Origin of the sequence: Kineothrix sp. IPX-CK, from assembly GCF_039134705.1 — a bacterium.
Classification (GTDB): Bacteria; Bacillota; Clostridia; order Lachnospirales; family Lachnospiraceae; genus Kineothrix; species Kineothrix sedimenti.
The window spans coordinates 268,030-284,683 of record NZ_CP146256.1; the positions used below are offsets into that span (position 1 = coordinate 268,030).

A 16,654-nucleotide genomic window follows, 5' to 3' on the forward strand; every position below is an offset into this window, starting at 1 on the left:
TTCAGCGCGTGAGTATGCGAAGCACACTTTTGTTCATTTTTTTTAACATAGAAGCTGTAAAATGTGGTAAATTAGTTATGTAAAAGTGCACGTTCCACGCTCCAATAAAAGTTTTCTTCGCCCACCATTTCATAAATACCCGAACGGTGGAGCATGGTCATGGTTTTATTGGGAACGCCGCATAGGATGATTTTCTTCCCTTGATTTTGCAGGGATGACAGTACATGCATAAAGGCGATGGCTCCAGAAATATCCATATAGGAAACGCCCCTCATGGACAGGAGGACCATATTGTAATCCTCCGCATGGTTTTCCATCTCCTCGATATGCTGAGTGTTGGCGAAGAGCACAGAGCCGGTAAGATAAGCCACGATGGCATTCTCATATCTTTTGGCGAGTGTGGCGTCGGTGTTGTGGATGCGGTTCATATCCACTTTCTCGTAATTGATTTCTATATTGGAAAGGCGGTTTACCAGGAGGATCAGAGCGGTAATAATGCCTATCATAATAGCGGTAGTAAGGTCGAAGATGATAGTAGCTCCCATGGTAACCGTATATTTCATAGAAGCGCCCTTAAATCTATGTGCAATAATGTATTTGATTTCTTCCCAGTCATTCATGCGAAAAGCGGTGACCATAAGCACACCTGCGAGAGCCGGCAAAGGTATCTTAGCCATGACGGGACCGAGCACGAGCATGAAGGCGAGAAGTCCTAACGCATGAAAGATTCCGGTAAGGCGAGTGCGCGCACCTGATTTCAAGGCGACACTGGTCCGGGCGATTGCAGCGGTGGCGGGGATGCCGCCGAAAAAGGGAATGATCATATTGCCTATGCCCTGCGCCACCAGCTCCTGATCGCTGTTTAAGCGTAAATTAGCCATTTTGCCTGCGCTTGCGCCGCAGAGAAGACTTTCGATCATGCCCAGCATGGCAATGCTTACGGCGGGGCCGAACAGACCTTTGATATTTTCTATGTTCAGGGAGCTCGGGGTAAAGCGGGTTTCCAGAAAAAGTGTCTTGGGAATAGTTCCCACTGTCGCCACATCCATGTGAAGTGCGATAGACAGGACGGTAGCGAGTATGATGCTAAGGAAGGAAGCCGGAACTACAGCATTCCATTTCCTGGGAAAGAATACCATGAACAGAATGACAAGAAGCCCTAGAAGGGCGGACTCCATATGAATGGGGAAGCCCAGATGGCCATAGCTTAGCAGTTTTGAAACCGTACCCGTACCTTTGGAAGTTACACCGAAGAAATTATCGATTTGTCCGAGGGCGATGATCACCGAGATTCCCGAGGTGAATCCGGTAATGACGGGAGCAGGGATCAGACTGGTCAGCCTGCCTATATGAAAGACTCCGCAGAGAACGAGGAGGATGCCGGAAATAAAGGCGGCGATAAAGACTCCTTGTATGCCGTATTTGGCAATGATGGATATCAATATGGCGGCCATAGCCCCGGTAGGTCCCGATATTTGATAGAAGCCGCCGGAAAAAGCGCCTATGACTAAACCGGCAACGATAGCGGTTACCAATCCGGCGGCCGCAGTGGACCCGCTGCTGACACCGAAAGCGAGAGCGAGAGGAAGAGCCACGGCCGCAACAGTCAAACCGGCCATCAAGTCCTGCATGAGAAATTTTCCGTTGTAACCTTTGAATTCATTTTTTATTTGTTCCGTGTAATTTTTAATTAGCATTTCAGCCTCCGTAAGGAAAATGTTGAGGTAAATGCGGCTTATGGAGAAAGTCATATTATACTCACGAAAAATCATTATAGTGGTTTTATTATATTTGGTCAAGATTAAAAGGAGTTTTCCATGAATACACAATTTTTCAGTTATGCTATAGAAATAGAAAGAACCGGTTCCATTACCAAGGCGGCGCATAACCTTTTTATGGCTCAGCCCAACCTTTCCAAGGCGATAAAAGAGTTGGAAAAACAGTTGGGGTACGAGATATTCGAGCGCACGCAGACGGGAATCGTACCTACTGAGAAGGGGCGCAATTTCCTCGTTCATGCGAAAAGCATTATGGAGCATTTGGGGGAACTGGAGGCATTAGGCTTAGAGGAGAGGGCGGATAGCCAGAGGTTTCGCATATCCATACCCAGAGGGAGCTATATTGCCGAGGGTTTTACGGAATTCGTAGCACAGCTGGATACCGGGCAGGGAATGGAGATTACCATTCAGGAGACCAATTCCATGCAGGCGATCAGCAACGTCGCCTATGAGAAATTTGATCTGGGAATCATACGTTATCAGAGCATTTATGAAAATTACTTCCTGGATTTCGTAAGGAGCAACGGACTGAGTTATGAGCTCGTGTGGGAGTTTGAATATTTGGCGCTGATGTCAAAAGAGCATCCTCTGGCAGCGGCGGCATCTGTGAGGGCTGAGGACTTATTCCATCATATCGAGCTGTCCCATGCGGATCTGGTCATTCCTTATGTGGATAGAAGAAGTGTGGAGCCGCAGGAGCAGACGAAGGCCGGAAAGCACATTTATGTCTATGACAGAGGATGCCAGTTCGATCTGCTGACAAGGGTCACCACCACTTATATGTGGGTGTCGCCTCTTCCTGAAGTATATTTGGATCAGTATGGGCTGGTGCAGAGAAAATGTGCGATTCCAAATAACAGCTACAAGGACGTTCTTATATATAGAAATGAATACGAATTCAGTGAGCTGGATGAGAAATTTAAGGAAAGGTTATACTGCGCCAGAGACGAGGTAGCATATAAACAACATCAATAGTGACATATCAATATTGCATACCCATATGTCTAAAATGATATATACTCATGCCTTTTTTATATTATTCAAATGACAAAAAATTTGATAAACTTCTCATGTTACTGAAAATGGGTTCAAAAGTGGGAAGGTAGTCAAAATGCAGGAAAATTTATATACTCCGAAGGAGATATTACAAAAATATATAAAGCTATGTATTAATAAGGTTTCTTATCCGGTTTGGAAGGTACTCCTTATGGGAGCGGTAGCGGGTGCGTTCATCAGTATCGGGGCGGCGGCCAGCAGCGTTTCCATGTATGGAATAGAGAGCACAGGAGTTGCCAGAACAGTAGGCGGAGCGGTGTTCCCCATCGGCCTCATGCTCATTGTCTTAATCGGCGGAGAATTGTTTACCGGCAACTGCCTCGTCATTTTTGGAATATTAGATAAGAAATATCCGTGGACCACGATGGCCAAAAACCTTACGCTTGTGTTTGTCAGTAACTTAGTGGGGGCTGTTCTCATGGCGTTTCTCGTTACATATAGCGGCCAGTTCGAGTTTTCGCACGGTGCGCTGGGCGCATATGTGATAAAAGTGGCTCTTGCCAAAGCGACGATTAACCCTATTACGGCATTCATTTCCGGCATCCTTTGCAACATCGTCGTCTGCGCTGCCGTATTTATGGCGGCGGGAGCGAAAGACTTAGCAGGTAAGATTTGGGCAATTTTCTTCCCTATTTTCGTATTCGTCATTTGCGGCTTCGAGCATTGCGTTGCCAATATGTATTATATTTCCGCAGGTATTCTCGCACTGGCAAATAAAAATTATGCAGCAAAGGCTATGGAGCTGTACGGCTATACCGAAACACAGCTTTCAGCGCTTAACTGGGGCAATATGTTTGTAGTTAATCTGCTTCCCGTAACGATCGGTAATATCTTGGGCGGCTCGCTGTTCTTCGCAGTTCCGATATATCTGGCATACAGGGAAAAGGCACATAACGAGCAGGAGGTTTCCGACAATGCCCGCATTCCTTTAAAAGACGCAGAAATTATACGAAGCTGACGGATGCTGTCACGCAGTGACATCTTCCATATAAAGGCGCCGCGTAAACGAATCAGTTATACGCGGCGCTGCTTTTATAACAGTTATGCCTTTTCATACTAATTATTCCACTCTAATGACTGAAACCGGACATCCATCCTGCGCCTCAATAGCGTTTGCTTCTAATTCTGCCGGTACATCCTCTACATATACTTCTGCAATGCCATCGTCAGCCATCCGAAAAACTTCAGGGCAAATACTGGTGCATAATCCGCAGGAAATACATCCGCTTCTATCTAACTCAGCTATCATATCAACTCCTCCTTCCTTCAAAATTATTCTTGCGGGAATACTACTGTAAGCTGCATCTTAAATTTCTTATCCGCTGCCACCGCATGAGGAATTCCTGCCGGCATCACGATGGTTTCTCCTGAATCCAAGGAATATACTTCTCCTCCGATAGTGATTTTTGCCGTTCCGTCCAATACGCTCAGCATCGCATCTCCGGTAGATGAGTGGGAACTGATTTCCTCCCCCTCGTCGAAGGCGAACAAGGTAATGCTCACTGCAGAATTTTGTGCTAAAGTGCGGCTTACGACCTGCCCTTCGGAGTATTCCACCAAGGTGCAAAGATCCAGTACTTTTTCATGATCTATATTTTTCAAATAAGGTATGCTCATAGTTAATTCTCCCTTCACTCATTATTGTTCTCTGAGACCAATCTCTTTTCTCCTTCGATTGCCTGAAGCGGACGGATATTCTGTGTTACCTCCAGGACACCAAGATATTCTCCGGCTTCATCCCTTACGGCAAAATAGCGTATCAGAATGAATTTTTCGCCCATGTTGATCCAGAAATCTTCATGATCCTTCCTTCCAGCCTTGAAGTCCTCAACCAGTTTCTCTACGATGTGGACACTTGCAGGAGGATGGCAGTTGGATACCTTCCGCCCGATAATGGCCTTTGTACGAGGGAATACCCTTTCTGCGCCTTGGGAAAAGTATCTGACAGTATCATCCTTGCCGACAAAAGTAATGTCGATGGGCAGGGTATCCAGCATTCGGCTCAGCTCTTCCACCTTCAGCACACCGGTGGGAAGATGGATCGCACCGGCTATACCAGGCTGCTCCTGTGCTGCGGCCTCAGAAGCCTTGCCAGCAGAAGGGGTCCATGCGGGAACACTATCGATGAGACAATAGCCCAGCTCTTCACTTTCATCCGCTATGGTCTTCCATTCATCCTGCGTCAGGTTTTCCAACAGCATGGGGAGCATGATATTTTCTTCTTTAAAAATCATCTCTCCGGCTTTATCCAGGAATGCTTCTATTTCCTCAGCCAGAGAAGAAAGCTCTTCGCTGGCAAGCTTCGCTAATACTGCTTTCAGCTGAGCGCGGATTTCATCATCTACACCCCACATAACCTTAGGAGGAGCCGTGATTCCATATTGTTCCATATAAGGAAAGAAGAGATTTTCTTTTTTTAGATAATGCCGGTCAATTTCAGTAAGTCTTTTTAAACCCGCTCTTACCTTGTCTTTTGCATCCGAATCGGGAAGCAGAGCAAGCTGTGTACGGACCTCATCGATTTCTTTCTCGATAGCACTATTTTCCCGTTTGAGTGTGTCTGCCGGATGCCCCGGAAGCTCTGAGGAAACAGGAGCACGATGGATATCTTCGATGGAGCCTTTGAACACTGAAGCGTGAACGTCGCAAAGACGCTGCACTTCTGTAACGGGAAGACCGTTTGCAATCAAGGCCTGTTCCGCCTGAGCTATTTCTTCCGCCGACACGTTACCGAATACTTCGGCGAATTTCTCTTTTACATCATCCACGCTCTTACCGTCGTGAAGCTCAGAAATCAATTCTTTCAAAACCTGCTGGCGAAATTCTCTGTTGTTAATTTCTGCACTCATTTCTTCTCCTCCTTTACTGTGTATCCGTGTTTTTCAAAGATAAGTTTTATGTTTTCCAAATCCAGCTTTTTAAATGCCGCACCCTTGGGGATCGTCATGAACCGTCCCGCCGTAGCCAGCATACCGGGCTTTGTAATATCCGTAAAACCCGCCTTTGCCAATATGGGGATTATTCCCGGATCTGCGGTGCATAATTCATAAACAGTTAAATTGAAGTCGATAATTTTATTTGACATTTTCTGCTCCTTTCTGCGCGAACCTGTTACTGCTCACTCCGTTTACAGTAACCCATGACATCAGTGTAGCAGATCGGAGAGAATATATCTGTGATTATAATCAAATTTCGGGATTTTAGTATTTTATGTATCCTTTCCGGACATAGCTTTTAAGGCTTCGCCATCCAGCAGGAGAATATTTTTGTTGCCGACGGGACGGATGATGCCTTCAGTTTCCAATTGCCCGAGCTTCCTGCTTACGGTTTCGCGGGCGACCCCGAGGAAATTGGCAATGCCTTCGCGGCTTAGAGGCAGACGAATGAGGATTCCTTCCGGTGCGGGTTCCCCGTATTTATCGGCAAAGTCCAGAAGAAGTCCGCCAATACGTCCATCCAGACTGCGTACTCCCATGCTTTGCATCGTACTTTCCATGCGCGCAATTCGCTCTTCCAGTGTTTCGATGATCTTTACAGCAATACCCGGATGGGCAAATAATATTTTATAAAAATCTTCTTTTGTAAAAATGCAAGTTTTAGTAGTTTCCAGCGCCTCTGCCGTATAAGCGGATTTTTGACCGCCGAATAAGTTCCGTTCACCAAAAAAATCTCCTTCGGAAAACACATGAAGAATCTGTTCCCTGCCTTCAGGTGTAATCTTAAATCCTTTAACACGACCTTCATTTATGATTATGAGAGAACGGAGGCTGTCCCCTTCCGAAAAGAGAATTTCACCCTTCTGATAATTATTATGCTTTATTATGGAGGAGATATGGCTCATTTCCTCTTGGCTCAAGGAAGAAAATATAGGAACTTTGTGCATGCAAAGATTATGGGAACATTCTCCCGTGCAATAATTACATTTCATCGTAGAACCTCCTTGTAACTGTTATTGAGTTTATTATATAGTCTGGCTTCCCGATAAACAACCTTCCATTTGAAATAACAGGAGTATTCCATTTTTTTAAAGATACGAAAGGCAAAGATTTATTAAAAAGTAGTTGCACTATATATCAATATGATATATAGTATATATATCATATTGATATATGGAGGGCTTTTATGAAGCGGCAGAATATTAGAAAACTATGTATTATAATATCCTTGCTTTTGTTCCCTGTGACCTTGTATTATTTTTCTCCGGCGATTATTATCAATGCCGGACTGAATGGAATCATTAACGGAAGCTTTATTGTGTTCCTGCTGATGTTTTTACTTTCTGTTCCTTTCGGAAGAATTTTCTGTGCCTATGCCTGTCCCGCAGGCGGGCTTCAGGAATGTGCCTTTATGATCAATGACAGAATTCCGAAACAAGGCATTAGGAATTATATTAAATATATCATCTGGTTTCTATGGATCGGAGCAGTTGTTTTCTGCTATTTTTATAAAGGGGAAATTGCCGGAGTAGATTTTTTCTTCCTGACGGATCATGGAATTTCCGTAGCGAACATTTATACATACATCATTTATTACGGGATTATATTGTTAATTTTCATCCCATCTATTCTGGGAGGAAAAAGAGTATTCTGCCATTATTTCTGCTGGATGGCTCCGTTTATGGTGCTTGGAACGAAACTGCGCCGCTTGCTGCGTTTACCGGGCCTTCATGTGTCGGCTCATAAAGAAGAATGTATTTCCTGCGGAAAGTGTGATCGGAACTGTCCCATGGGATTAGAGGTAAAAGAGATGGCAAAAGCGGGAGAAATAACGAGCATGGAATGTATCCAGTGCGGAGCATGCATTGATGTATGTCCGCAAAATGTATTATACTATAAAATGAATCCTTCGAATAAAAGTAGAAAGCAAAAGTGAGAAAAAAATGGCATCGGAGAAAAAATTAGATTGCGTAATTTTAGGACTGCTTAGCCACGAAGAGTTAACCGGCTACGAAATAAAAAAGAGAATGGATACTTCGCTTAAATATTTCTGGGGTGCAAGCTATGGAAGCATATACCCGACCTTGAGCGGTCTGGTAGAGCGCGGACTCGCCACGAAGCGAGAGGATGGAGAAAGCAGCCGGGGGAAGCTGATTTATACTATTACGGACGCAGGACGCGCTTACCTGGGGGAATGGCTAACCCTTCCAGTTGAAAAGGACGAGCTTCGTTATGAGACGCTGCTTAAGCTGTTTTTCGGAAGCGAAGCAGGGGCGGGGCAGACGCTGAGTCATATCGAAGCGTTCAGAAAAAAAATCGAGCAGGAACTTCCGTATCTTATAGCCTCGGAGGAAATACTGGAAAAGGTGAAGGACATGGAGGCGGCCCACGAATATTATCTTCTTACCGTCAGATTCGGAATCCGGACATATCGCGCATATCTGGAATGGTGTGAGGAAGCTGAAGAAATATTAAAAACTATGGAGGAGAAATAAAAAAATGAAGACATTAGTAGTATATTATTCAATGGATGGGAATACAAAATTTGCTGCTGAACTGATCGCCAGGGATCTTAGCGCTGATATTATGCCCCTTGAGCCAATAAAAAACTATCCCCGCAGTACCATAGGCAAATACATCCTTTGCGGCAAAGCCGCTACCTTCGGAGAAAAACCCAAATTAAAGCCATACTTGTATGATCCGGCAGATTATGAAAGAATCATCATTGGAACTCCTGTCTGGAACAGCAGACTGGCGGCGCCTATCAATACCTTCTTAAAAAATAGTGATATGAAAAACAAAACGACGTCTGCTTTTTTCAGCAGTGCGGGCGGTGATGCGGGGAAATGCATTGCTAAGCTGAATGAGAAGTTAGGGCATATGGAAGGGACTTTGAGCTTAATCAATGCGAAGAAGAACGAAGAGCTTACACAGAAGAGAGTCGGTGAGTTTGTAGATCAAATAAATGCTTGCCTCAAGTAACGGCAAGCATTTATGTTTTTCATCATTATTTTGTTGGTCCGTCCGGTGGTGCTGATACATGGGTCATAACAAATTTATCCACCGGCATAGTAAAGCAGATGCTGTTGCACGGAGTGCCGAGCCCCGCTTTTTGCCTTACGGCATGGATAATTTTTTCGCTCATTTCCTCATCCACCACGCTGAGAATAATTTCCTTCTCCGTATCGATGGTGATGCCTAAGATCGACTTCGGCATAGGGCCTGAACCGCGGGCATTCAGGATAGTTGCTCCGCCTGACCCTTCCTTACGCATGATTTCCGCAACTTCGTCGGCGAAGCCAACGTTTACTATAATATATAACGCTTTTTTAGGACTAGATTCTGTCACCGTTAATTCCTCCAAAATTAAAAAGTAATGTTAATGGGTACGGTAAATGCGATACCCGTGTTCGGTTTGTCAAAATGAAACTTGCTGACCAGCATACCCATTACTGCGTCAGCCTTTTTGCATGGGAGAAGGCAGGTTATCATGACCTTGTTCTCCTCCGGTACCAGCCCGAACATATCCCGCAGATAATCTGATCTGACCGAGCCCTTTCCATACATGACGGTTATCAGCCGTCCGCCCTCTGATGACAGCGATTCAACAAGGGAATCCTTCAGCTTTCTTCCGGCTATTATAGTTAAAAATTCCAAACAAGATGAAACATCATCGTGCATCACTTCTTCTATCCTCCGTGGGGGAATCCCCATGCTTAAATTTTCTTTTCTTACGGCGTCTGCCGGTTCTTTCAGCTGAAACAACGGCATCGGTAGACGTAGCTTGTAAGACGAGCGATTCCAATTCCTGAATTTCTGCAAGCTCGTTTTCTTCCATGAATTTCTGTGTTTTTCTAAGTCTTATGTCATAAATAATACCCAAAGCCTGAACAGCGATTAAAGGCGTTACGGAAATAAATGCAATAATTCCGAATCCGTTTGTCAAAATCGACTGCGCACCCGCACCTTCCAAATCTGCAACGGCCTGGGCGGCTCCGAGGGTAAGAGGCGTTAGAAATGCCGATGTTAAGGCACCGCCGGTAACACCGCCGGAATCAAAGGCCAATCCCACGAAGAGATTCGAAGTGAATTTCATCATAATGAGGGCTATGGCATAAAGCGGAATCAAAAACCAGAGTATATTTATTTGTGTTAATATTTTTACCATGGAAAATAGTGCGGCAAAACCGATACCGATAGCGAGCGTAGAACGAATCGCTATTTTCTTAATATGACCGTTGGTAATCTCTTCGAGCTGTTCGCCCAGTACCGTAACGGCAGGCTCGGAAAGTGTAATAGCGACTCCGAGTACAAAGCCCACTAAAAGCAGCAGCCATTTGAACCATCCCGGACGCGAAGCATCCAAGAATACTTCACCGATATATTTGCCAGCAAACGCAAAGCCGAAATCAATTCCCGATAAGAAAATGAGAAGGCCCACATAAGTGGAAACGGAGCCGAGCAATATTTGAATCAGTTCCTTTTTCGGAAGCTTTATCAAGAAAAACTGGAACGGTAAGTATACGATCACGATTGGAAAGAGGGCTAAGGCGACGCCGGACACATTTGACTGGATAATCGCTCCTAAGCTTTCCGCTGCACCCGGATCGTATACTCCGGCAGCCGGAAGGACTCCTCCGTTTACTGCATTTAAAATGATGCCATAGAAAAACAGCGCTAAAATAGGACCTACCGATGCAAGCCCAATGATTCCGAATGTGTCCTCGTTAGCCTTATGCTTTGACATGGTGCCGGAAACACCCAGGCCCAGTGCCAGTATGAAAGGAACGGAAATATCGCCGGTGGTTGCACCGCTTCCGTCGAAAGCCAATGCAACAAATTCTTCGGGTACAAAAAAGACGATAACAAAAATTGCAATATAGAGTATAGCAAATACAATCTTGATATTCAGGTCCTTCATGATTCGATACAAGGAAAATCCGACCAGCACACCGATGCCCGAACCCATAATCCATATGAACAGCGTCTCATCGATAATGTTCATAATCATATGCGTCTGACGGGCGAGCACTGCCAAGGCAGGTTCTGCAACCGTAGCGAGCAGACCGAACAGGAATCCGAAGAAAATGATGAAAATGGCTTTTTTCAGCTTCACAAGGGAGCTTCCCACCAGTTTGCCGATAGGCAGAATACTGATGCTCAAACCATCCAAAAACAGCGACTGTCCCAGAACAACACTCGTATAACCAACTATTAACTTGACATAATCGAATGCGTTCTCCATGGGAGCCACAAAAACACAAACGACAATGATTACTGCCGCGAGGGGCAGCGATGATATAAAAACCTCTTTTAGTGTATTAAAAAATCTCATAGTAATATTACTATAACAGTTAATTTTGGAAGATGCAACCGTTTTGGGCCCTTTTATGCCGGAAAACGGTAATCCCAATTATTTCAGGTAGTCCAAAACGACTTTCCAGAGGAGCTTTTCGGCGGTAGAAAAATCCTGCACGGTCTGATCTTGAAAAAAGTCAGGATTTTTATTCATGACCTCTAAGTCGAATCCCTCCTCCAACACGAAAAACTTGAGGATTCCCGGAGAAAGAGCCTTCCGGGGGCAGGCATAAATGCACCTCAAACATAACACACAATGAAAACCGAAGGCGGGCTTTCCATTCTTCATTTGGATGTTCTTCTTCGGACAGTTTCGGATACATAGCCCGCACTGATTACATTGTTTCGATGTGCGGATGGATGCTCCGAAAAATTTCGCGCCCAGATGCTCCCCTTTACCGATGGAGGCAAAGAACCTATCCTGAAGCTTGGGATGCGAAATTGGAGGGCATCACCAGCATATTTTCATATATGAATCGATAGCCCTTTCTTATTAATATGCGTTTGCAAAAGGTCCGGCAGGCAGTATTGGGTGAAATCTCTCCGCCTCCGGAAACAGATATAATGGCGGCGTAAGAATTAATATAATTGTACAACACTTTTGACTTATTGCGAATATCTTCTTTTTTCTATTTCAGCAATAGAGAAAGGGAGTGAAATACAAGGAATACACCGATAAGCCCGGCAATAGCAGGAGCGAGAATATCCGCCCACTTTGTCATCTGTGTCTTGATGATCTCATAGAAGCGGTCAAATTTACTTCTCGATTTCTTGTATATAAAGTATAAAATCATTAAGGGCGCTGTGTAAATCATATTATATACCGCAAGTATGAACGTCACTTGAAGAAACGTCAGCTGATAATTGAGAAGGATCGCCAGGAACGCGAAGTAAGGCAATGCGGTGGAAAGCTCCGATATCGTTGCCCCCGTGCCCAGGGCGATTAGAGCCGCCGGAGATACTGATTTTATTTTTTTAGCCGCCTGCTCTTCGGCGTTAGCTTCGCTTTTTGCGGTGCAAAAGAATTCTTCCTTCATGGCCTTTAATTGTGAACCTAAAATCAAATAGCATACAGCAATCAAGAACGCGATGCCAAGAATCAGTTCTACGGTGAATATGACTCGTCCATACTTTTGAATGAGAGTCCCTAATAAATCGCCGATAAATGCAACCAGCCCAAAGTAGGCAAGGAATCCCCCTATGAAATTTGTGAGCCCGGTAGGAATGATGAAATACCAGATATGTTTCGGCTTTTTAACCATTCCCTGCAAAACGAATTGCTGTGTGATAGCGATCGGATTGACGCTGTCCGCCGCACTTGTAACAATAGTAGAAAGTAATAATCCCCACATATTTATGTCCTCCTTTTCTATGGGAAAGGCTGGGCAATAAAATAAGCCCAGGAGTATTAATAATATCTCCTAGGCTTTTATCCCACCGTGTACACAGTCCGTAAACTGTGCGTTTTCTCTCGGACCAGACCAATATCTCTATTGCGGAACCCTAAAAAACTTAATTTATTTATTTTTATGGCTATAAGATAACAAAAAGAAGCGAGGGTGTCAATAGGTATTTTTAATCGTGTATCAAGGAGTAATCCGTACAAATCGGATATCCCTTATCCTTATTTTCCATAAGCACTGCCTCAATTTCATAGAGTTTTCTCAGATTTTCTACGAGAATCACATCTTTAGGCGTACCTTCGAACAGAATCTGTCCTTGCTTCATGCCTATGATATGATCGGCGAACTTGGAGGCATGATTTAACTCGTGAATGACCATGACGATGGTGGTCTTTTCTTCGCGGTTCAGTTTGCGCAGCAATTCCAAAATCTCTAATTGGTGAGCCATATCCAGATAAGTGGTAGGCTCATCCAGAAGCAGAACCCCGGTTTTCTGAGCAAGCGCCAGAGAAATCCAGACGCGCTGCCTTTGGCCGCCTGACAATTCCTCTACCTTTCGTTCCTTAAGATCCAGAACCCCCGTTTTTTCCATAGCCCAGCGGATGATTTCGTGATCTTCCTTTTTCAGGCCGGATAATGGCTTTTGATAGGGAAAGCGCCCGTAAGCCACCAGTTCCTTTACTTGTATTCCTTCCGGGACCAGAGGACTTTGGGGCAGTACAGCCATTTTTTTTGCGAGACTTTTAGGAGGCATCCGCCGGATGTCATCTCCGTGGAGACAGATACTGCCCCTTTTTGCCGGAATTGTTTTTGCGATTGCCTTTAGCAGCGTGGACTTGCCGCAGCCGTTAGGGCCAATCAGCATTGTTACTTTTCCTTTCGGTATGATGAGGCTGGCATCCGGAATGATAATTCTGTCCTCATATGCCGCTTGCAGATTCTTAATTTCAATTCCCATTTCCGTACCTCCTATCTTTCCTTTATCATCAAATAAATAAAATATGGAACTCCCACTATGGATACAACGATCCCTACCGGAATCTCAATGGGAGAAAACAGGTTCTTTGCTATAACATCGGCTCCTACCAAAAGGATGCTGCTGATTAAGGCTGCCATAGGAAGCATTTTGCCATGTGCCGGCCCTGTGAGCTTTTTGGCGATTTGAGGCCCTAAAAGCCCCAAAAATGCTATGCTTCCTGCAACGGAAGTGGCGAGCGCTGCCAAAAAAGTGGCAAAAAGAAGAAAGAGCAAACGTTCTTTTGCCACGGACAACCCTACTCCTGCAGCCAGTTCATCACCCAGAGCCAGCACATCCAGATTCTTGCTGCGAAACAATACCGCTCCGATCAGGAGAATAACTAACGGCGCTGTAAGGAGGATATAGTTCCAACTGCTGCCCCAGAGGCTTCCGTTAGTCCAGGTCAGCACTTGATTGTAATCTCCCTTGGACATGCTTAGCTGATAAAAGGTTATCACTGCCAATATACCGCCGTTTACGCCTATTCCCGTAAGAATAAAGCGAACAGGGCGAATTCCGCCCTTGGAAGAAAGCAGATAGATAAGCCCTACGGAAAGCAAGGATCCTGTTATCGCCAGCAGCGGCATCCCCAGCACGGTAAAAAGTGGCAAGGTGGAGTAATAGTCGGTGGTTCCTGCCCAAATCCACAGTACCACGAATAATGCGGCACCCGCATTGATTCCGATCATTCCCGGCTCTGCCAGGGGATTCCTCGTAATGCCCTGAAGAATTCCTCCTGAAACGCCAAGCGCTGATGCAACGATAACAGCCAGAACTACTCTTGGTAAGCGTATCTGAAAAATGGTAAAGTTCTGCAGCTTATTCCCATTTCCCAATAGAGTTTGTATTACCTGAACCGGAGATATATGATAGCTTCCCACCATAAGGGCTATGATGATAACTGCTGAAAGGAGAAGCAGACAGACTGCCATTTTAGAACTGTTTTTTTTCTCTTTCATCTATCGTTTCTCCTTTCTTACCAGCATTAAAAACACGGGAACACCCATGCAGGCGGTAAAAAGCCCCACCGGAAGCTCATAAGGAGCCGAGATAGTCCGGGCAGCAATATCTGCCAGTAGAAGGATCGTACTTCCATATAAAAAGGAAAGGGGCATCAGTCTGCGGTAATCGTTTCCTGTGAGTTTACGAATAATGTGAGGCACGAATAGCCCCAAATATCCGATGTTGCCCGCTGCTGCTACACAGACACCGCAAATCGGAACGAGGTACAATATAATACGAAGCTTTACCCTCTCAGGTGAAATCCCCAGTCCTGCCGCCGCATCGTCCCCAAGGCTGATAATGTTGATTTTTGCGGCCGAGGCGAATGCAAGTATGGAAAAAAAGCCGCCTGCAGAAGCGACGATACCCACCTGAACCCAGCCGGCCTGACGCAAGCCGCCTGCCACCCAGAAGGCAAGCTCCTGTGAGCGATTTCCCAATAAGGCCACTACGGAAGCGAGGGAAAGAAAGAATGTACTTAAGGCAGTCCCAGCCAGCAGAATTCTGGAAATACTCTGATTAGAAGCTTTCCCCATGGTAAATATGAGTATCAGCATGCCGCTTCCCGCAGCGCCCAGTAATGCCATAAAAAAATTACCGTATACGCCGCTCACAAAAGAGGACACCGCAGCAATAGATACTGCCAGCGTAGCCCCCTGAGTTACACCCATGACAGAGGGCTCTGCAATAGGATTGCGCATAATGCCCTGCATCATAGTTCCGGCCAGAGAGAGCATCCCGCCTACCAGTATGGCCAGGAACATTCGGGGCAGGCGCACCTCGCGTATAAGCTTAGCATTTAAAGAATCGTCATAATGAAAAAAAGCCCGGTAAATTTCTGAAACGGGGATATTTTTCGCGCCGATATGAACGGACAAAATCATGCCCGCAAATAACAGCAGCACACCGGCTGCTGTTAAAATGATGGTGTTTCTTTTCATAATTGTTTATTGCTCCATTAAATCGGTGAATTCCTCTAAGAAGACTTCCCTTCCTATACAGCTGTAACCCATGTTAAAGTACGGGCTGGAAGGAAGCTCCACCACATTCCCGTCTTCTACCGCGCGCATACTGTTATAAATGCTGCTTTGTCTCAAGCTCTCCATATCCGCCTCGGTAGCCACTACAAATATGTAATCGGGATCCAGTTCGGCAAGTCCCTCATAGCTTATTACGGGCAGACTGATGTTATCCTGAGCAGGCATATTGGCAGGCTTGGCAAGTCCCATATCCTCATACATTACACTTCCGATTCCTGCGGCGTCGAAGACATAGAGCTGACCACCGCTGGCAAGAAATGCCAGATAGGTTGTTTCTTCACCATAAGCCGCTTTGATTTCCGTGCCTTTATCGCTTGCCTTCTTATCATAATCTGACAGCCACTGTGCGGCTATGTCTTCTTTTCCCATAATTTCAGCAAAGGCATTGATGTCATCCCGCCAGTTGATCTGTGCCAGCTCGATCATAACGGTAGGGGCAATTTCTTTAAGCTGCTCATACATTTTTTCCTGGACGCTGGAGATGATGATCAAATCCGGCTCTAATTCCAGAATGCCCTCGATATCCATGGTGTCCTGCATACTGAAGCCAAGGATCTTAGCACCCTTTAAGATGTCCTCAAGATAGGAGGGAAATACTGTATAATCATAAGCGTCGGAATTCGCAGTTCCTATGACGGAATATCCGTATACACTTAAAATGTCGCTGTTTCCGCTTAAATCAACGATACGCTGAGGGTCAGCGGGAATCTCAACCTCTCCTCTGGCGTCTGTAACGGTAATCGTACCTGATCCGGCGGAAGAAGCATCTGCTTCGGCGGTGTTAGTGTCTGGATTTTCGTTTTGACTGTCGTCTTGGCTATCACTTGGATTCGTACTTTCTGCAGCATTTCCATCAGCTTGTGTTTGTGTTGCCGAATTGCTGCAGCCCGCTAAGACGCCTAAGCTCATTACAGCGGCTGTCAATAATATCATAAATTTTTTCTTCATTTTTATTTCTCCTCGTATTCCGCGCCAATTTATCTTATATGGCGAGCTTACGGCGCAGACACAAGCTCGCGTAAGTAGAAGAACATCTTTTTCGAAAAAGTTAGTTTCAACTAAC

Annotated in this window: 20 protein-coding genes and 1 riboswitch; of the genes, 5 read left to right on the plus strand and 15 right to left on the minus strand. The window is 45.2% G+C overall.

All coding sequences use genetic code 11. The features are described from left to right. Window positions 1–71: 71 nt before the first annotated feature. Entirely contained in the window at window positions 72–1,697 is a 1,626-nt protein-coding gene (locus V6984_RS01250) for a SulP family inorganic anion transporter (protein ID WP_342758015.1), read from the minus strand. 120 nt (window positions 1,698–1,817) lie between these two features. Between V6984_RS01250 and V6984_RS01255 the strand changes: the two genes are divergently transcribed. After that, window positions 1,818–2,753, plus strand: a complete 936-nt coding sequence (locus tag V6984_RS01255) for a LysR family transcriptional regulator (RefSeq protein ID WP_342758016.1) — start codon at window positions 1,818–1,820, stop codon at window positions 2,751–2,753. Between the two features lie 136 nt (window positions 2,754–2,889). Continuing rightward, window positions 2,890–3,792, plus strand: a complete 903-nt coding sequence (locus tag V6984_RS01260) for a formate/nitrite transporter family protein (protein ID WP_342758017.1) — start codon at window positions 2,890–2,892, stop codon at window positions 3,790–3,792. A 102-nt stretch (window positions 3,793–3,894) separates the two neighbouring features. Here V6984_RS01260 and V6984_RS01265 read toward each other — a convergent pair whose 3' ends face one another. From V6984_RS01265 to V6984_RS01285, 5 genes are all read right to left on the minus strand, one after another. Further along, the gene (locus tag V6984_RS01265; RefSeq protein WP_342758018.1) at window positions 3,895–4,083 is read right to left on the minus strand and encodes a ferredoxin; all 189 of its coding nucleotides are present in this window, start codon (window positions 4,081–4,083) and stop codon (window positions 3,895–3,897) included. A gap of 23 nt (window positions 4,084–4,106) precedes the next feature. Then, on the minus strand, window positions 4,107–4,451 hold the full coding sequence (locus V6984_RS01270) for a cupin domain-containing protein (protein WP_342758019.1): 345 nt from the start codon (window positions 4,449–4,451) through the stop codon (window positions 4,107–4,109). Between the two features lie 14 nt (window positions 4,452–4,465). Then, a complete protein-coding gene (locus V6984_RS01275) occupies window positions 4,466–5,683 on the minus strand; it encodes a DUF438 domain-containing protein (protein WP_342758020.1) in 1,218 nt (405 codons plus the stop codon). Then, window positions 5,680–5,919, minus strand: a complete 240-nt coding sequence (locus V6984_RS01280; protein WP_342758021.1) for a DUF1858 domain-containing protein — start codon at window positions 5,917–5,919, stop codon at window positions 5,680–5,682. The genes V6984_RS01275 and V6984_RS01280 overlap by 4 nt, the downstream gene beginning before the upstream one ends. A 123-nt stretch (window positions 5,920–6,042) precedes the next feature. Further along, on the minus strand, window positions 6,043–6,762 hold the full coding sequence (locus V6984_RS01285; RefSeq protein ID WP_342758022.1) for a Crp/Fnr family transcriptional regulator: 720 nt from the start codon (window positions 6,760–6,762) through the stop codon (window positions 6,043–6,045). 194 nt (window positions 6,763–6,956) lie between these two features. Here V6984_RS01285 and V6984_RS01290 point away from each other — a divergent pair, with 194 nt between their 5' ends. Genes V6984_RS01290 through V6984_RS01300 form a run of 3 tightly spaced genes read left to right on the plus strand, consistent with a single transcriptional unit; the run spans window position 6,957 to window position 8,752 of the window. Then, window positions 6,957–7,706, plus strand: a complete 750-nt coding sequence (locus V6984_RS01290) for a 4Fe-4S binding protein (RefSeq protein WP_342758023.1) — start codon at window positions 6,957–6,959, stop codon at window positions 7,704–7,706. 7 nt (window positions 7,707–7,713) lie between these two features. Continuing rightward, the gene (locus tag V6984_RS01295; RefSeq protein WP_342758024.1) at window positions 7,714–8,265 is read left to right on the plus strand and encodes a PadR family transcriptional regulator; all 552 of its coding nucleotides are present in this window, start codon (window positions 7,714–7,716) and stop codon (window positions 8,263–8,265) included. 4 nt (window positions 8,266–8,269) lie between these two features. After that, complete coding sequence (locus V6984_RS01300; RefSeq protein WP_342758025.1) at window positions 8,270–8,752, plus strand: flavodoxin family protein; 483 nt, start codon at window positions 8,270–8,272, stop codon at window positions 8,750–8,752. Window positions 8,753–8,777: 25 nt separating this feature from the next. Here V6984_RS01300 and V6984_RS01305 read toward each other — a convergent pair whose 3' ends face one another. The 9 genes from V6984_RS01305 to V6984_RS01345 all read right to left on the minus strand — a co-directional run bounded on the left by V6984_RS01305 (window position 8,778) and on the right by V6984_RS01345 (window position 16,539). Further along, window positions 8,778–9,119, minus strand: coding sequence for a P-II family nitrogen regulator (locus V6984_RS01305; RefSeq protein ID WP_342758026.1), 342 nt, complete (start codon window positions 9,117–9,119; stop codon window positions 8,778–8,780). Window positions 9,120–9,136: 17 nt separating this feature from the next. Further along, window positions 9,137–9,454: a hypothetical protein gene (locus V6984_RS01310; protein WP_342758027.1), complete on the minus strand. Its 318-nt coding sequence runs from the start codon at window positions 9,452–9,454 to the stop codon at window positions 9,137–9,139. Continuing rightward, entirely contained in the window at window positions 9,441–11,105 is a 1,665-nt protein-coding gene (locus tag V6984_RS01315) for a DUF1538 domain-containing protein (protein WP_342758028.1), read from the minus strand. Before V6984_RS01315 ends, V6984_RS01310 begins: the two co-directional genes overlap by 14 nt. Window positions 11,106–11,183: 78 nt before the next feature. Next, a complete protein-coding gene (locus V6984_RS22280) occupies window positions 11,184–11,570 on the minus strand; it encodes a 4Fe-4S dicluster domain-containing protein (protein ID WP_425324243.1) in 387 nt (128 codons plus the stop codon). Window positions 11,571–11,757: 187 nt separating this feature from the next. Next, on the minus strand, window positions 11,758–12,480 hold the full coding sequence (locus V6984_RS01325; RefSeq protein ID WP_342758030.1) for a GAP family protein: 723 nt from the start codon (window positions 12,478–12,480) through the stop codon (window positions 11,758–11,760). 64 nt (window positions 12,481–12,544) lie between these two features. Continuing rightward, window positions 12,545–12,646, minus strand: a riboswitch (guanidine-I (ykkC/yxkD leader). Between the two features lie 57 nt (window positions 12,647–12,703). Next, window positions 12,704–13,489 carry an ABC transporter ATP-binding protein gene (locus tag V6984_RS01330; protein ID WP_342758031.1) on the minus strand — a complete coding sequence of 262 codons (786 nt, stop codon included), beginning with the start codon at window positions 13,487–13,489 and terminating at the stop codon, window positions 12,704–12,706. 11 nt (window positions 13,490–13,500) lie between these two features. Beyond that, on the minus strand, window positions 13,501–14,508 hold the full coding sequence (locus V6984_RS01335) for an iron ABC transporter permease (RefSeq protein ID WP_342758032.1): 1,008 nt from the start codon (window positions 14,506–14,508) through the stop codon (window positions 13,501–13,503). Further along, entirely contained in the window at window positions 14,509–15,492 is a 984-nt protein-coding gene (locus V6984_RS01340) for an iron ABC transporter permease (protein WP_342758033.1), read from the minus strand. A 6-nt stretch (window positions 15,493–15,498) separates the two neighbouring features. Further along, window positions 15,499–16,539, minus strand: a complete 1,041-nt coding sequence (locus V6984_RS01345) for an ABC transporter substrate-binding protein (RefSeq protein WP_342758034.1) — start codon at window positions 16,537–16,539, stop codon at window positions 15,499–15,501. Window positions 16,540–16,654: the final 115 nt, after the last annotated feature.

Excerpts from the sequence above, each read along its gene's own strand:
- V6984_RS01300 (WP_342758025.1), top strand. The coding sequence starts at position 8,270 with ATGAAGACATTAGTAGTATATTATTCAATGGATGGGAATACAAAATTT.
- V6984_RS01275 (WP_342758020.1), bottom strand. The coding sequence starts at position 5,683 with ATGAGTGCAGAAATTAACAACAGAGAATTTCGCCAGCAGGTTTTGAAA.
- V6984_RS01260 (WP_342758017.1), top strand. The coding sequence starts at position 2,890 with ATGCAGGAAAATTTATATACTCCGAAGGAGATATTACAAAAATATATA.
- V6984_RS01315 (WP_342758028.1), bottom strand. The coding sequence starts at position 11,105 with ATGAGATTTTTTAATACACTAAAAGAGGTTTTTATATCATCGCTGCCC.
- V6984_RS01295 (WP_342758024.1), top strand. The coding sequence starts at position 7,714 with ATGGCATCGGAGAAAAAATTAGATTGCGTAATTTTAGGACTGCTTAGC.
- V6984_RS01340 (WP_342758033.1), bottom strand. The coding sequence starts at position 15,492 with ATGAAAAGAAACACCATCATTTTAACAGCAGCCGGTGTGCTGCTGTTA.
- V6984_RS01335 (WP_342758032.1), bottom strand. The coding sequence starts at position 14,508 with ATGAAAGAGAAAAAAAACAGTTCTAAAATGGCAGTCTGTCTGCTTCTC.
- V6984_RS01290 (WP_342758023.1), top strand. The coding sequence starts at position 6,957 with ATGAAGCGGCAGAATATTAGAAAACTATGTATTATAATATCCTTGCTT.
- V6984_RS01330 (WP_342758031.1), bottom strand. The coding sequence starts at position 13,489 with ATGGGAATTGAAATTAAGAATCTGCAAGCGGCATATGAGGACAGAATT.
- V6984_RS01270 (WP_342758019.1), bottom strand. The coding sequence starts at position 4,451 with ATGAGCATACCTTATTTGAAAAATATAGATCATGAAAAAGTACTGGAT.
- V6984_RS01345 (WP_342758034.1), bottom strand. The coding sequence starts at position 16,539 with ATGAAGAAAAAATTTATGATATTATTGACAGCCGCTGTAATGAGCTTA.
- V6984_RS01285 (WP_342758022.1), bottom strand. The coding sequence starts at position 6,762 with ATGAAATGTAATTATTGCACGGGAGAATGTTCCCATAATCTTTGCATG.
- V6984_RS01250 (WP_342758015.1), bottom strand. The coding sequence starts at position 1,697 with ATGCTAATTAAAAATTACACGGAACAAATAAAAAATGAATTCAAAGGT.
- V6984_RS01265 (WP_342758018.1), bottom strand. The coding sequence starts at position 4,083 with ATGATAGCTGAGTTAGATAGAAGCGGATGTATTTCCTGCGGATTATGC.
- V6984_RS01280 (WP_342758021.1), bottom strand. The coding sequence starts at position 5,919 with ATGTCAAATAAAATTATCGACTTCAATTTAACTGTTTATGAATTATGC.
- V6984_RS01255 (WP_342758016.1), top strand. The coding sequence starts at position 1,818 with ATGAATACACAATTTTTCAGTTATGCTATAGAAATAGAAAGAACCGGT.
- V6984_RS01325 (WP_342758030.1), bottom strand. The coding sequence starts at position 12,480 with ATGTGGGGATTATTACTTTCTACTATTGTTACAAGTGCGGCGGACAGC.